This window comes from Mycobacterium sp. (genome assembly GCF_040509115.1).
In the GTDB taxonomy this organism is placed as follows: Bacteria; Actinomycetota; Actinomycetes; order Mycobacteriales; family Mycobacteriaceae; genus Mycobacterium.
Genome location: NZ_JBEVLO010000160.1, coordinates 1 through 13,859 on the forward strand (window position 1 = coordinate 1; position 13,859 = coordinate 13,859).

Sequence of the window (13,859 nt, forward strand, 5' to 3'; positions counted from 1 at the left end):
ATCATCCCGCCGACGGGCAACGAGGTCATCAGCATGCTGAAGACCACTTCGCTGGTGACTGCCGTGCCGTATTCGTTCGACCTGTACAGCATCGCGACGCGGGAGATCGCGGCCCGCATCTTCGACCCCGTGCCGATGCTCCTGGTCGCCGCGACCTGGTACCTGGTGGTGACGAGCATCCTGATGGTGGGCCAGTTCTACCTCGAGCGGCACTTCTCCCGGGGTGCGTCGCGCAAGCTCACGACGAAGCAACTCGAGGCCCTTGCCCATGCGCAACTCGGAGAGGCAAAGGGATGACGTCCTTAACGAAGTCGGCGCCGACGTCCGACGTGATGGTCAAGGCCGAACGGGTGTGCAAGAACTTTGGCGCGCTCAAGGTTCTCAAGGGCGTGACGTTGGAGGTGGACCGCGGTCAGGTGCTGTGCATCGTTGGCCCATCCGGCTCCGGCAAGTCCACGTTCCTGCGCTGCATCAACCACCTCGAACAGGTCAACGCGGGCAGGCTGTACGTCGACGGCGACCTCATCGGCTACCGCGAGAAGGGCGGGAAGCTGCTCGAGATGTCACCGCGCGACGCGGCCAAGCAGCGCCGCGACATCGGCATGGTGTTCCAGCACTTCAACCTGTTTCCGCATCGCACGGTGCTGGGAAACATCGTCGAAAGCCCCGTGCAGGTGAAGGGCGTCAAGAAGGACGCGGCCGTTGCGCGGGCGAAGGAACTGCTCGACCGAGTCGGATTGGCGGAAAAGGCGGACGCCTACCCCGCCCAGCTGTCCGGTGGGCAGCAGCAGCGTGTCGCGATCGCTCGGGCCCTCGCCATGGAACCCAAGCTCATGCTGTTCGACGAACCGACCTCGGCTTTGGATCCCGAGCTGGTCGGCGAAGTGCTCGCCGTGATGAAAGAGCTTGCGTCAGAAGGCATGACGATGCTGGTCGTCACGCACGAGATGGGCTTCGCCCGCGAGGTCGCCGATCAGCTGGTGTTCATGGACGGTGGTGTCATCGTCGAGAGCGGTGACCCGCGCGCGATGCTGAGCAATCCTCAACACCCACGCACCAAAGAGTTTCTCTCCAAGGTCATGTAGACCGTTGCCGTGCGACTAGGCGAGCCGGCCGATCGCCTCGGCGACCGCTGCGGCGGTGGGCGGCCGGTGCTCCGCGGGGGCGAGGCAGGCCTGGACCAGTCGGGCTTCGTCGACGCCGAGCTTCGACGAGACCTTGGACTGCCCGGACACGACGGCACGGATCGCCACCAGTGGTTGACCCGGTGGCAGATCTCCGTAGAGGCCGTCGCCGGTCAGCACGCGGTGGATGGTGGCGCCCAGCGCCCAGATGTCGGTGGCCCGCGACGGCAACGCGCCCTGGAGCAGCTCGGGGTCGATGAACTCCACCGACGTGGTCGGGGCAATGCTCGTGACCGTGGACTCGGAGTTGAGCACCCGGACCAGGCCGAGGTCGGAGAGTTTGCCGCCGGTGCCGTCGAACATGATGTTCGCGGGCTGGACGTCACCGTGCACCATGCCGTTCTCGTGTAGTTCGTGGACCGCCACGGCGGCGTCCTGCAGCGCTCGCAGTGTCTCGGCGCGCGTCAGCTCCCGGCCGGGTGAGGCCAGCGACCCGAGTGGGAAGTACTCCATGGCGTAGAAGAAACGATCGTCGAGGACGGCGTCGAAGATCTTGACCAGACGCGGCGACTTCACTGCGGCGAAGGCGCGCAGCTCCCGCACACCACGGCGGTAGGCGTCCTCTGTGACCTCGTTGTGAAAGACCTTGAGCGCGACCAACTTTTCCGTCAGACCCAGGCGTTCGGGTGCTTCGGCGAGGTAGAACTTGCCGTGGTTGCCCTCGGCCAACAGCCGTACGATTCGGTAATCCGCGATCGCGGCTGGAGCGGCTGTGGATTCGGCGGGCATGTCAGGTCTCCCAGTGGTCCGAAAGGTTGAGCGCTGGTGCTCGCCATGATGTTAACTGTTGCAGGTGGGGAGCACATTCGCGTTCGTGATCCTGGACGTGGCAATCATCGTCGTGGTGGCCCGTCTCTTCGGTCGATTGGCGCGCAAGGTCGGCCAACCGGCAGTGGTCGGCGAGATCATCGCCGGAATCGCGCTGGGGCCAAGCCTACTGGGACTGCTTCCCGGCGACATCGATCAGTTCCTGTTTCCCAAGGACGTCGTCTCGATCCTGAAGATTCTGGCGCAGCTCGGCCTCGTGTTGTTCATGTTCATCATCGGCCTCGAGCTCGACCTGACCCTCATCCGTGGACGCGGTCGACGGGCAGGGGTCATCTCGCTGTCGTCGATCGTGCTGCCGTTCGCACTCGGCGCCCTGGCGACCATCGTCCTGCACCCCCTGCACGACACGTCGACCGTCGAGGGCAAGGGCGAGGTCGACGTCTCGTTCCTGGGCTTGATGCTCTTCATGGGCGTGGCGATGTCGATCACCGCTTTTCCGGTGCTCGCCCGAATCCTGAGCGACCGCAGGATGAATCGAACGACCGTCGGGGTCCTCGCGCTCGCAGCTGCCGCGATCGACGACGTTCTGGCGTGGACGCTGCTCGCGTTCGTCACGGCGGTGGTCGGTGGCCACAGCCCCGCGCAGGTGCTGCGGATCGTCGTGCTCTCGGCTGCGTTCACCGCAGTGATGTTCCTCGTCGTCAAACCCCTGCTTGCTCGACTCTTGAACTCGTACAAGCGGGCCGGCCGGGTAACGCCGGACATCTTCGCCGTCGTCCTGGTCGGCATCCTGCTGTCATCATTGGCCACCGAGCGCATAGGGATTCACGAGATCTTCGGCGCGTTCCTCTTCGGCGCGATCATGCCGCGGCATTCGGCGCAGGAGTTCTCCCGCGAGATCCTCGAGCGACTCGAACCGGTGGCGGTGTCACTACTTCTGCCGATCTTCTTCGTCATCGCGGGACAGGGGGTGGACCTGACCAAGTTCACTCAGGTGAGCTTGGTCTGGCAATTGCTCCTGATCCTGGCCGTGGCCATCGGTGGAAAGTTCATCGGAGCATTCGTGGGCGCGCGCTCTCAGCGCATGCCGGTGCGGCAGAGTGCGGCCGTCGGAATCTTGATGAACACGCGCGGATTGACCGAGTTGGTCATCCTGTCGGTCGGCAAGCAGCTGGGCGTGCTCGACACCGAGATGTTCACCATGATGGTCGTGATGGCGCTCGTCACCACCATCATGGCTGATCCGCTGCTGCGAATCGTCTACCCCCAGAAGGCCATTGACCGTGACATCGAGGCAGCCGAGAAGGCCGCCCTAGGCCCGGCCGACACCTATCGGGTCCTGGTGGTGACCGATTCCGCGCCGGGTCCCTTCACCGACCGGATGCTGCGGGTCGCGGATGCCGCGTTGGCCGACCACAGCCCCGGCGAGGTTCTGCTGTCCCGCTTCCTCGAGGCGACCGACGAGCCGGCGCTCGAACTCGGATCGGCTGGTGTGCTCGATCTGGCGGGTCTCGCTGCGGCGGTCGACGATCTGAAGACCTACCTGGCGCAGACGACGGCGACGAGCGCCCCGGTGCGTCCGATGTGCCGCTTCGCGTCGAGCCGCGAAGATGACCTGCCGCGCCAGATCGAATCCACCGACGCCGACGTGGTGGTGATCAGCGAGGACTGGGCGCGGCGCCATCCCGGTGCTCACCGCAGGCTCGATGGAGTCGTGGTGTTGGTGGTTCCCGCCGAGAGTCCTTCGGTTTGGCTGCAGTCCGGAAGTGAAGCAACGCTTGCCATTTCAGCGACGGGGCTCATCGCGAGGGATGACGGCGAAGAAGCCGGCCTGCTCGCGGTGCTTGCGGCCGCCCGGGCCGCGCTGCACACCGACACACCGTTGACGGTGCTGGTTGCGGACGGAGACTCGCGCACCCGGCGCCGACTGCAGTACGGCTTGGAGCCCCTGCGGTCGGCGGGCACCGAGGTGGACCTCGAGGCCACGCTCGCCGGCGCCGAAGTGTTCGCGGTCGCTCGCGTGGAAGACCGGACCGGTCGTTCCGAGCGGGCGATGCGGGACGAGATCGCCGAGATCGTTGACTACCGTCGCCGAGCCGAGGCCTAGAACCGCGGGTTCGCCGAGTCGAAGTTCAACAGCCGACCGCCGATGGCGACTTCCGAACCGGGCATCAGGGTGAACGGACTTCCCGGCGCGAGTCGCCGCTGCTGGTGATCGCCGGGCATCCGGACGAACGTCCCGTTCCTGGAGCCGAGATCGAGGATCGCAACCTCCCATTCGACGAGGCGGATCTCCGCGTGTGCTCGCGACAGCCGGCCCGAACGGTCCTGGAGCCGGATGGGCGTGGCGCCGCGCCTGGCCGACTCGGACGCCTCGGGCTCCCGACCGAAGACGCAGTTTCCGTGCAGGACGATCGCAGCGCCGTCGTCCAGAACTAGGACGCCAAGGGCGGGACGTTCCCCCTCGACGATGATCTTGGTGTGGTCCATCCGGCGGCCGTCCACGCGGCAGAACTGAGCCTGGGGATCGTTGAGGTGCCCCTCGGAGCACAACACGCCTCGGACCATGCGATCGCTCGGCGGCCTGGGCCGTGCGCGTTGCTGCGCCTGCGGCCGTGGCGGCACGTGAACCCCTGGTGGGGGCGGTCCCGGAGGTCCCGGTCGGACGGGTCCCCGCAGTGGGGGTTGCTGGACCGGGGGCGGTTGCTGCGGGGGCGCGGGCCGCGGGGGAGGTGGTGGCGCCTTGCGGATCGGAGGTAGCGGAGGACGCAAGGGGGGTGGAACGTCGTTCGGCCGAAATGAATCGAAGATCTTCGGTGGGCGCAGTTCGACACTCGGCGTGGGCATCGGACCCGTCATCGGCGTGTCGCCGGTGGAATCGGTGCGCTCGGGGTTCTCCAGGGGGTCTCCGGTCAGCCAGATGACTGCACCCGCGCCCAAAGCGACGCCCTCGACGAATGACCCGATGCCCGGTTCGCCCGGGATGACCGGCGCGCCTTCGGTTTCCCTGACGAACACTGCCGCCTTGCCCGACGTCAAGGAAATCAGGTCGACGAACGGCGCACCCTTGACGCCGAGGAGCTCCTCGGAGCCGTGCGGATGCTGGAAGCTGACGCCGACTCCACCTCGGAGGTAGATCGCCAAACCCGTGAGAGACGGTGCGACGCCCGCGAACTCGACGTCGTCGCTCTGGTCGGACGACCACCGGTCGGCGAGTCGGGTGAAGGCCTCTCCGAAGTGCTCGCCCTCACTTGCCGCGGCGTCGTCGATGATGCCGAGCAGAGCGGTGCACGCCAGCGCCGCGCCAGAGGACTCCGTGAGCCGTGCGCCGCCCCGGTTCGCGATGACGATCACCGCGCCGGACTTGGCGGCGACGACATGGTTGCCGGGAAGGAGCTCGATTCGCTTGCGACTCAAAGGTATCGGCCCCCTTGGAATCGCCATCGATGAAATGGCACGCGCATCGGTCCGTTCACCATCAGCCAGAAGGCCAGCCACGTCAGGACGAACTGGGTGAGGAACGCGGCGAGCGACGGCCGGAGATCCTCCGGCAGGACGAGGGTGGTGTAACGAACCAACAGCCAGATCACAATGCCCTCGTTGACGGCGGTCAGCAGTCCGAACAGCGTGGGCCAGTCCTTCTCCCATCGGAACTGCTGCAGAAGGTGGTATAGCAGTTCCCACAGGATGCCGACGACGATGACGGCGAGCAACACGCTGAACGTCACGCGGTACCCCTCCGCGAGGGTGGCGCCCCTGGGCACCAGCAGGGGAGTGATGATCAGCGCGACGAAGAACCCGATGACGCCGAGGGCGATGACACGGGTCTGAATCCTTCCGTTCAGAGTGGGGAGCATCGTCAGATCCTGGTGTTTCGGACCCAGGCCCACCACTGCTGGGTGGAGCGCAGCGGTCCCAGCCTGCGGCAGAAGCCGTTGGCGGCGAGGTCGTCGGCGATCTCCTGGGCGGCGATCTGCAGCCCGAGGAAAGTGTCGACGCCGGGGAAGTACCCGCCGAGGGTCGCGGTCCCAGACGCGTAGATCCGGCCCGTGCCGCTTCGGGTGCCGATCAGCTCGAAGGTGCGGTCGACGTCGAGGCGACCCTTGGGGTTTCGTCCCGCGCCCGTGTGGTCGAGCAGATCGGCCAGCAGGCGGTGTTCGCGGATGTCGGCCTCCAAGCCGGTGCAGTCGACGACGTAGTCGAAGGGGGCGTCGTACGGCTGCGTCGGGGGCGGAAACGGCAGCGGCGCCTTCGGGTCGGGAATGATCGTGGTGACCACCCCCCGACCGTTCGGACCTGGTCGCAGATTCTTGGCCTCGCCGGCCATCACCTGGTACCAACCCTCGGCGCGGCCGCGGGCGAGCTGCTCCTGCCAGTCCTTGCGGACCGGGGTGTTGGTACCGCCCATGAGGTCGTACGCCTTGGCCCGCTCCTGACCCTCCAGCTTGCGCATCTTCGCCTTGAGCTGACCACCCCACACCGACTTGGGGTAGTTGAACCCCTGATGTGCCCAGCCGTGCTTGCCCTTTCGCCGGTTGAAGGCGTTGGGGCCGTGCGAGCCCGCGACATAGGTCCGGAAGAGATGAAAGATCCGGGTCTGCAGGTGGTACTTGTCGCGATCGTCGATGAGGCGCTGCAACACGCGCGACGCGACGATGCCGCTCCCTCTGATCATCACCGTCCCGGGCCTGCGTTGCAGCGACTGGTACATGTGCTCGTGCGGCTCGTAGGCGTTGACGACCTTGGTGGGGTCGTTGTATTTCTCCCGGTAGTCCTGCAGATCGGGGAGCATCTTCAGCCCGGGGTAGCCCACCGCGATGTGGACGTACATGCTGCGGAACGCGATCCGTTTGGTGGGAGTGACGCCAGGCGGTGGGGTGAGGATGGTGAAGTACCCGCCGGCGTCGCGGCGACGCACCATCCTGACGGTGCCGTTCTTGAGGGACCCGGCATAGCCGACCCGGTGGTACTCGCGTTCCATCGACTCGAAGGCCTGTCCCGCCTTCGGCGTGTAGTAGTTGGTGAGGATCGGTTCGGTCAGGACGTTCCACAGCGGTTTGACGAACCCTGACACGGAGCTGGCCGAAAAGGCCTCGCGCACCGCGTAGGACGGAAAGCCCCAGATGTTGTCGGGCGTCGACGCGGAATCGGACCGCAACCGTTCGCCGCGCGGGATCTGGGACACCCGGGTGAGGTACTCGTAGCTGTCCCATGGCACCTTCTGGGTGCCTAGTACCGCCATCGACGCCGCGGGTACGCCGTAGATGCGGAGGGTGTCGAAGGTGACGAATGAGCCGATGCCGCTGCCGATCGTGACGAATGGGACGTCGACGATGGGGATGCCCGCTTCCTGCACCAGGGCGTCGCTCCACGTGTGGGTGTCGATCATGCCTGGATGGAGGTCGCCTCGCACAGGCGGAATGGTACCGATACCCGCGGCCTGGCACCGACTGTTCAGGTGTGCGGATCTGTGACATTAAATTTTGCTGCGACGCCCGCCCTATGCTGAGGAAATGGCGGCACGGCAGGATCCGGCCTCACCCCTGTGGCGGGCGGCGCAGATCTTTCGGCTGCTCAGTTGCCTTTATGCGCTGGGATTCCAGATCGCGATCAATGGCGACCTTGAGCATCCCGCGATCGGGTGGGCGCTGTTCGCCGTGCTGATCTCGTGGAGCGTGGCGTGCGCGGCAGCCTATCTGCACGGCTATGGCCGTCGACCGGCATGGGTGATCGCCGAGGTCGTGGTGGTCGTGGCGCTGATGTTGTCCACCGAGGTCGTCGCCTCCCCGCAGTGGGCACTGGACAACCAGTCCTGGCCGACCACGTTGTGGGCAACCAACGCAACGATTTCGGCGGCTGTCCTGCTCGGCCCGATCGCAGGCATGGGCGGCGGTCTGGTCGTCACGGCCGCCAACGCGGTCTTGAAGGGGTACCTCAGTACCGACGTGGGCCGCAACGCGACGGTCGTCGTCGAGCTCGCCGTCGGGTTGGCGGTCGGCATGGCCGCCCAAACGGCGCGCCGCTCGCACGCCGAGTTGGAGAGGGCCGTCCGATTGGCCGCATCCCTGGAGGAGCGCGAGCGACTCTCCCGTGAGGTGCACGACGGCGCCATCCAGGTGTTGGCGTTGGTGTCCCGTCGGGGCCGCGAGATCGGCGGTGCGACAGCGGAGTTGGCGGAGCTGGCGGGACAGCAGGAGCGCGTGTTGCGGCGGTGGGTGAGCGATACGGGGACCAGGGTGCCACAGGGCGCGGAGACCGATCTGGTCCCATTGCTGCGGGCTCGCACCTCGGATCGCGTGTCGACCAGCCTGCCTGCCAGCCCGGTGCCGCTTCCATCGGCGGTGGCGGCCGAGGTGGATGCGGCGGTCGCCAATGCGCTGGACAACGTGGTGGCGCATGCGGGAGCGGACGCGCACGCTTACGTTCTGCTCGAGGACCTCGGTGATTCCGTGGTGATCAGCGTGCGCGACGACGGAGTCGGCATCCCGACCGGACGGCTGGAGCAAGCCGTCGACGAGGGTCGCGTCGGAGTGTCGAAATCGATTGTTGGACGGCTCGATTGGTTAGGCGGATCGGCTCAGTTGAGTACGGGACCGGGAATGGGAACGGAATGGGAACTGACCATTCCGAGAGAGGGTGTGGATGGCCGCCGAAACTGATCAGGGCTACTCGGTGATGGTCGTCGACGATCACCCAATCTGGCGGGAGGCGGTGGCGCGTGACCTTGCCGAGGAGGGCTTCACCGTCGTAGCGACCGCCGACGGCGTCGGTTCGGCGCGCCGCCGCGCGGCGGTGGTGAAACCGGACGTGGTGGTGATGGACATGAGGCTCGCGGATGGCTCGGGTGCTGGTGCCACCGCCGAGGTTCTTGCCGTCTCACCGGCCTCACGGATCCTGGTGCTGTCGGCCTCGGACGAACGCGACGACGTGCTGGAGGCGGTGAAGGCCGGGGCCACTGGATATCTCGTCAAGAGCGCATCCAAGGAGGAGCTCGCTGCCGCCGTTCGTGCCACCGGGCAGGGCCGCGCCGTCTTCACGCCAGGATTGGCCGGTTTGGTGCTCGGCGAGTACCGACGAATGGCTCGCGCCCCGAAGGACGCCTCGACACCGAGCCTCACCGAACGCGAGACCGAGATCCTGCGTTATGTCGCAAAGGGATTGACCGCCAAGCAGATCGCCGAGCAACTCACCCTCAGCCATCGCACCGTCGAGAACCACGTCCAGGCGACGTTCCGGAAGTTGCAGGTCGCCAATCGGGTCGAGCTGGCCCGCTACGCCATTGAACACGGCCTCGACGAATAGCCGGGGCGAGCGAAGCGACGGGGGATTGGACCGGGGGCGAGCGAAGCGACGGGGGGAATGACCAGCTCGCATCGGGTAGTAATACTCATCCTCGCGGCTGGCGGTGGTGTCACGATGGCGCAATGACCGAACCAGATCAGGCCATCATCGCCCGCTTGTCTGGGGATTTCGCCGCGATCGCCGCGTATCTGGCGAGGGCGTCCGCCGACCTGCGCCACCTCGAGCGCATCGTTGCGCAGCGAGCCCCTCAGCCGACCTACCCTCCGCCGCAAGCCCAACCGTATGCCTGGCCGACGAACGCCCACTGGCAGCCACAGGCGCCAGTGAGTCCACCCGAGCCAGGACTCGTCACGCCCGAATCCGAGCGGCCCGCCACTCCCGACTCACATACGCCGCAGCCGCGGCAACCGGTGCGCTCGGCCGTTCCGCAGCACCTCGTCGGCCCCTACTCGGCCGCGGGTGTCGCGATGCGGCCCGCAGCGACCCCGCGCTCGGACGGTTGGATCGGCAAGGCGCTCGCCGTGGCAGGCGTCGCCGTGACGCTCGTCGGCGTGGCACTGCTGTTGGTGTTGGCGGCGCAGGCCGGGATCCTGCGTCCGGAGTTTCGGGTGGGGGCCGGTGCCGTACTGGCCGCAGGTCTGGTCGGCGCAGGATGGCGGCTGAACCAGCGCGCCGGTGGGCGCGTCGGCGCGATCTCGTTGGCGGCCACCGGCATTGCGGCCGCCTACATCGACGTCATCGCCATCACCACGATCTATGACTGGGTGGCCGCGCCGGTCGGACTGGCGATCGCCGCCGTGGTTGCCGTCGCGGGCCTAACGCTGGCTCGGCAGTGGGACTCCGAGCACCTTGGCCTGCTGGTGCTGATTCCGTTGATCGGCGTGGCGCCCGCCGTCACCGATGGGCCGACCCTGCTCCTCGTCGGATTCATGCTCGCACTGGCCGCCGCGTCGGTGCCGGTTCAAGTGGGTAGGGACTGGATCGGCCTGCACGCAGCGCGGATCGCGGCGGCAACGCTGCCGTTGCTCGTCGCGTTGGCGGCGTCGACGTTCAGCTCGCGGCAGTCCGTGTGGCTGGCGATCGCATGTTTGGTAGGTGCGATGCTGGCAATCGGTAGCGCGCTCATCCTGTTGCGGCACACCGCACATGCGGTCGCGATGGCGCTGCTGAGCGCGGCTGGCACGATGCCGGTGTTGGCCGCGTCGCTGGTGGTCGACCGTGCGGTTGCCGCCGCCATGGCCGCCTTGTTGGCGGCGGCGTTGCTCGTGATCGTGGCGATCGGTGGTCGCCTGCCGATGGTCTCGCCTCCCGTCCGGATCGTGTGGTCTGCGCTGAGTGGCGTGTCGGCGCTCATCTCCGTGGTGGTTGCATTCGACGGGCCAGTGGCAGGGCCGGTGCTGTTGGCGATGGCAGTCGTCGCCGCGGCCGCGGGCCGCCGCAATCAGGTGGCCCGCTGGTGCGCGGTCGGATTTGGCGCCGTGGGCGGTTCGTTCTATCTCGCCAACGCCCCCTTGACCACTCTGATCACCGCCACGGGTCTGAAGACGCCGATCGCGGTGTCGACGCTGGTCGCCAGCCTGCTGGTCGTGGCCTATGTGGCCGTGCTGGCGTGGACGTGTGCTCGCCAGGCGCAGGACGGTGTCCGGCCTGATGACTGGCTCTTGGCCATCGCGGCGGTGGTGGCGCTCTATGCGGTGACGATGTTCACGGTGACGGCGGGGATGTTGCTCGGAGGCGGGGAGCAGGGCTTCTTCGCTGGACACGTCGCGGCCACGATCTGCTGGATCGCCTCGGCCGCGGCCGTGTTCCGGTATGCGACGAAGTTGCCGCGTGCCCAGCGGTCGCTGTGGCTCGGGGGCGGCGTGGCGCTGGTCGCCGCCGCGATGGCCAAGTTATTCCTGTTCGACCTTGGCACGCTGGATGGGATCTTCCGCGTCGTGGTCTTCATCGTGGTGGGTTTGGCGCTGCTCGGCATGGGCGCCGGATATGCGCGACTGCTGACGCAGCAGGACGACCGCGAGCAGCGGGCGTAAGGATCCGAGACGCTCGGGGCCTCGCACCAACGATCATGATCCAATGGGCGATTTGCTGACTGCAAAAGTACACGGCTGGATATGCTGGTCAGTACTGGTAGTAGGGCTGATGGACGTTTTTGACGGGCTGGAACCGAATTTGCTGAAAGCCGCGTGCCATGGCGCGCCGTTCGCTACCGGGCTGGCTTCTACCGCATAGATGAATCAAAAACAGCAAACACGCCGGGCCGTGGCCAATTCGTTGCCAAAGCGTGGCTGCCGTGACACCGAGCCGGTGGGAACGGTGGCGTTCGTGTCCGACGGCGACGGCATTCCGGCATTTCCGAGCCCCTTTAATTAGCTAGCGCGGCATGAATGGGGCTGGCGAATGGCCGATCAGCTTAGTTTGCCAAATTTGCTCATGAATGCCGAGTGGCGCAATTCGGACGGCGTCCCTAGACAATGTCATACCAAAGGTATGGATTCCAGCACACTATTAGCCGCCCGAACTATTCACCAGAACATGGTCGCTAACAGCATGTTCGTGGGTTAAGTTCAGCCTTGCAGCAACATTGCCAAGACCCCGCAAACTGCAATCGGAGCGACACAGATGTACCCAATGCGCGCCCAACTATCCAGGTTCGTGATCACCGTCGTTGCCATTGCGCTGATGAGCATTGCCGCGACCAACGTGTTTTCCGGCCCTCCAAGAGTCGCCAGCTATGACGTCGCCCAAGTCGCGGCGATCACCCCGACGAACACCACGGTCGGCATCGCCGATTCGGACATCTTCTTCATGAACACCGCCAACATCAACAAGACGTTGGACGCCATGCAGTCGCTCGGCGTGAAGAACGTTCGCATCGTGATCCCGTGGTACTGGGTCGAACCGAAACAGGGCCAGTACGACTGGTCCCAGGTCGACGCGGTCGTCAAGGCCGCCACCGCCCGCAACATGGGAATCCTCGCCGACATCAACGGCGCGCCAGCGTGGGCGGCCGTTCCCGGTGGAACGGCACCAAGTGCCGCGCCGAAGGACCCAAAGCAGTTCGCCGCCTTCGCCGCGCTGGCAGCAACCCGGTACAAGGGCAAGATCTCGGCCTACGAGATCTGGAACGAGCCGAACGGGCAGTACTTCTACAACCCAACGCCCAACGCTGCAGGCTACGTTGCCCTTCTCAAGGCCGCGTACCCGGCGATCAAACTCGCGGACCCATCGGCAACCGTCGTCGGCGGGGTGATCGCCGCCGTCAACAAGGACTATGGCGACTTCGCGACGGGCGCGGTGAACTACGTCTCCCAGATGTACGCGGCAGGGGCGAAGGGCTACTTCGACGCGCTGTCCTTCCACCCATACGCGACGGGGCTGGCATTCTCGACCGGCGGAATTCTCCCGGACTCGCCCAAGAGCCAACTCGAAGCAATTCGTCAGCTGATGGTCTATTACGGCGACGGTGGCAAGAAGATCTGGGCCAGCGAGTACGGCGACCCCACCGTCACGGACACCGAAGCGGTGCAAGCGGGTCTCATCTCGGACTTCCTCAACACCTGGTCGACCCTTTCGTACGCAGGCCCGGCTTTCATCTACACCACGCGTGATTCGCAGACCGGTAGCTCCGATCCGGAGGACAACTTCGGGCTGTTCCGCACGGATTGGACCCCCAAGGCGGCCGCCACCGTGGTGAAGAACTTCATTTCCGGTACGCGGACCAATCCCTACGGCTCGGCGTTCGTGCAATCCGTCGCATCGGGATACATGTTCTACAAGGTCAACTACGGTCAGGGCGTCGCAGACAACGCCCTGCTGACCATCTACAACCAGTCCCTTTCCATGTACGGCCTCACGCCAACGACCGTGTACTTCACCGCCATCAGGTTCGTGATCGCCGCGGCGATCGCAACGCAGGCCGCTCCTGCCACGACGGTCGCAGCCAAGACGGTTACGACGAACGTCACCACTACGACGGCGGTCACGGCTCAGGTCGACCCGACGGTCAAGACGGCCGGGACGGTTACGGCTGTGGTCAGCCCGACCGGATCCTCTACGGTCACCACCGGAACCAGCACCGCTGTGACCCAACCCGTGAGCACGCCAACCCCGACGTCAACCCCGGTCGCGGTTACCCCGTCACCCACGTCGGTTGCGGTTACCCCGTCACCCACGTCGGTTGCGGTTACCCCGTCACCCACGACGGTTGCGGTTACCCCGTCACCCACGTCGGTTGCGGTTACCCCGTCACCCACGTCGGTTGCGGTTACCCCGACACGCACGCCAGTTGCGGTTACCCCGTCACCCACGCCGGTCGCGGTTACCCCGACACGCACGCCAGTTGCGGTTACCCCGACGCCCACGCCGGTCGCGGTTACGCCGACACGTACGCCGGTCGCGGTCACGCCGTCGGTCGTGGCGAAGCCCACCAAGGACGTCACACCGTCGCCCGCCAATCAGCCGCCCGCAGCATCCACCCCAGAGAAGCAGAACGCGTCCGATAAGCAGAAGAAGGGACCGCGCTGGGGACACGGTCGCATCGTCAATCGTGGCCCCGCGGCCTCGGTGGTGAGCCCAGCGCAGAAGGAACCGCCGGTCTCGACC

The 13,859-nt window shown here is 66.1% G+C and carries 10 protein-coding genes and 1 pseudogene; 7 read left to right on the plus strand and 4 right to left on the minus strand.

Annotation, left to right across the window (positions count from 1 at the left end):
• A pseudogene (locus tag ABW137_RS11945) lies at positions 1–297 on the plus strand (amino acid ABC transporter permease); the annotation flags it as partial.
• Positions 298–332: 35 nt separating this feature from the next.
• Positions 333–1,085, plus strand: a complete 753-nt coding sequence (locus tag ABW137_RS11950) for an amino acid ABC transporter ATP-binding protein (RefSeq protein WP_526400129.1) — start codon at positions 333–335, stop codon at positions 1,083–1,085.
• A 15-nt stretch (positions 1,086–1,100) separates the two neighbouring features.
• On the opposite strand, the gene ABW137_RS11955 is transcribed toward ABW137_RS11950, so the two are convergent.
• Positions 1,101–1,913, minus strand: a complete 813-nt coding sequence (locus ABW137_RS11955; RefSeq protein WP_526400111.1) for a serine/threonine-protein kinase — start codon at positions 1,911–1,913, stop codon at positions 1,101–1,103.
• A 64-nt stretch (positions 1,914–1,977) separates the two neighbouring features.
• On the opposite strand from ABW137_RS11955, the gene ABW137_RS11960 reads away from it, so the two are divergent.
• Positions 1,978–4,059: a cation:proton antiporter domain-containing protein gene (locus ABW137_RS11960; RefSeq protein ID WP_526400113.1), complete on the plus strand. Its 2,082-nt coding sequence runs from the start codon at positions 1,978–1,980 to the stop codon at positions 4,057–4,059.
• Here ABW137_RS11960 and ABW137_RS11965 read toward each other — a convergent pair.
• The 3 genes from ABW137_RS11965 to ABW137_RS11975 are packed head-to-tail and all read right to left on the minus strand — an operon-like array spanning position 4,056 to position 7,341.
• Complete coding sequence (locus ABW137_RS11965) at positions 4,056–5,369, minus strand: FHA domain-containing protein (RefSeq protein WP_526400115.1); 1,314 nt, start codon at positions 5,367–5,369, stop codon at positions 4,056–4,058. The genes ABW137_RS11960 and ABW137_RS11965 overlap by 4 nt on opposite strands.
• A complete protein-coding gene (locus tag ABW137_RS11970; protein WP_526400117.1) occupies positions 5,366–5,809 on the minus strand; it encodes a hypothetical protein in 444 nt (147 codons plus the stop codon). Before ABW137_RS11970 ends, ABW137_RS11965 begins: the two co-directional genes overlap by 4 nt.
• 2 nt (positions 5,810–5,811) lie before the next feature.
• On the minus strand, positions 5,812–7,341 hold the full coding sequence (locus ABW137_RS11975; protein ID WP_526400119.1) for a hypothetical protein: 1,530 nt from the start codon (positions 7,339–7,341) through the stop codon (positions 5,812–5,814).
• 124 nt (positions 7,342–7,465) lie between these two features.
• On the opposite strand from ABW137_RS11975, the gene macS reads away from it, so the two are divergent.
• From macS to ABW137_RS11995, 4 genes are all read left to right on the plus strand, one after another.
• Positions 7,466–8,611, plus strand: a complete 1,146-nt coding sequence (macS, locus tag ABW137_RS11980) for a MacS family sensor histidine kinase (RefSeq protein WP_526400121.1) — start codon at positions 7,466–7,468, stop codon at positions 8,609–8,611.
• The gene (locus ABW137_RS11985; RefSeq protein ID WP_526400123.1) at positions 8,595–9,254 is read left to right on the plus strand and encodes a response regulator transcription factor; all 660 of its coding nucleotides are present in this window, start codon (positions 8,595–8,597) and stop codon (positions 9,252–9,254) included. The genes macS and ABW137_RS11985 overlap by 17 nt, the downstream gene beginning before the upstream one ends.
• Positions 9,255–9,376: 122 nt before the next feature.
• Positions 9,377–11,287, plus strand: a complete 1,911-nt coding sequence (locus tag ABW137_RS11990; protein WP_526400125.1) for a DUF2339 domain-containing protein — start codon at positions 9,377–9,379, stop codon at positions 11,285–11,287.
• A gap of 622 nt (positions 11,288–11,909) precedes the next feature.
• On the plus strand, positions 11,910–13,859 hold a 1,950-nt coding region (locus ABW137_RS11995; protein WP_526400127.1), incomplete at its 3' end, for a cellulase family glycosylhydrolase.

Excerpts from the sequence above, each read along its gene's own strand:
- ABW137_RS11950 (WP_526400129.1), top strand. The coding sequence starts at position 333 with ATGGTCAAGGCCGAACGGGTGTGCAAGAACTTTGGCGCGCTCAAGGTT.
- ABW137_RS11955 (WP_526400111.1), bottom strand. The coding sequence starts at position 1,913 with ATGCCCGCCGAATCCACAGCCGCTCCAGCCGCGATCGCGGATTACCGA.
- ABW137_RS11970 (WP_526400117.1), bottom strand. The coding sequence starts at position 5,809 with ATGCTCCCCACTCTGAACGGAAGGATTCAGACCCGTGTCATCGCCCTC.
- ABW137_RS11975 (WP_526400119.1), bottom strand. The coding sequence starts at position 7,341 with ATGATCGACACCCACACGTGGAGCGACGCCCTGGTGCAGGAAGCGGGC.
- macS (WP_526400121.1), top strand. The coding sequence starts at position 7,466 with ATGGCGGCACGGCAGGATCCGGCCTCACCCCTGTGGCGGGCGGCGCAG.
- ABW137_RS11985 (WP_526400123.1), top strand. The coding sequence starts at position 8,595 with ATGGCCGCCGAAACTGATCAGGGCTACTCGGTGATGGTCGTCGACGAT.
- ABW137_RS11990 (WP_526400125.1), top strand. The coding sequence starts at position 9,377 with ATGACCGAACCAGATCAGGCCATCATCGCCCGCTTGTCTGGGGATTTC.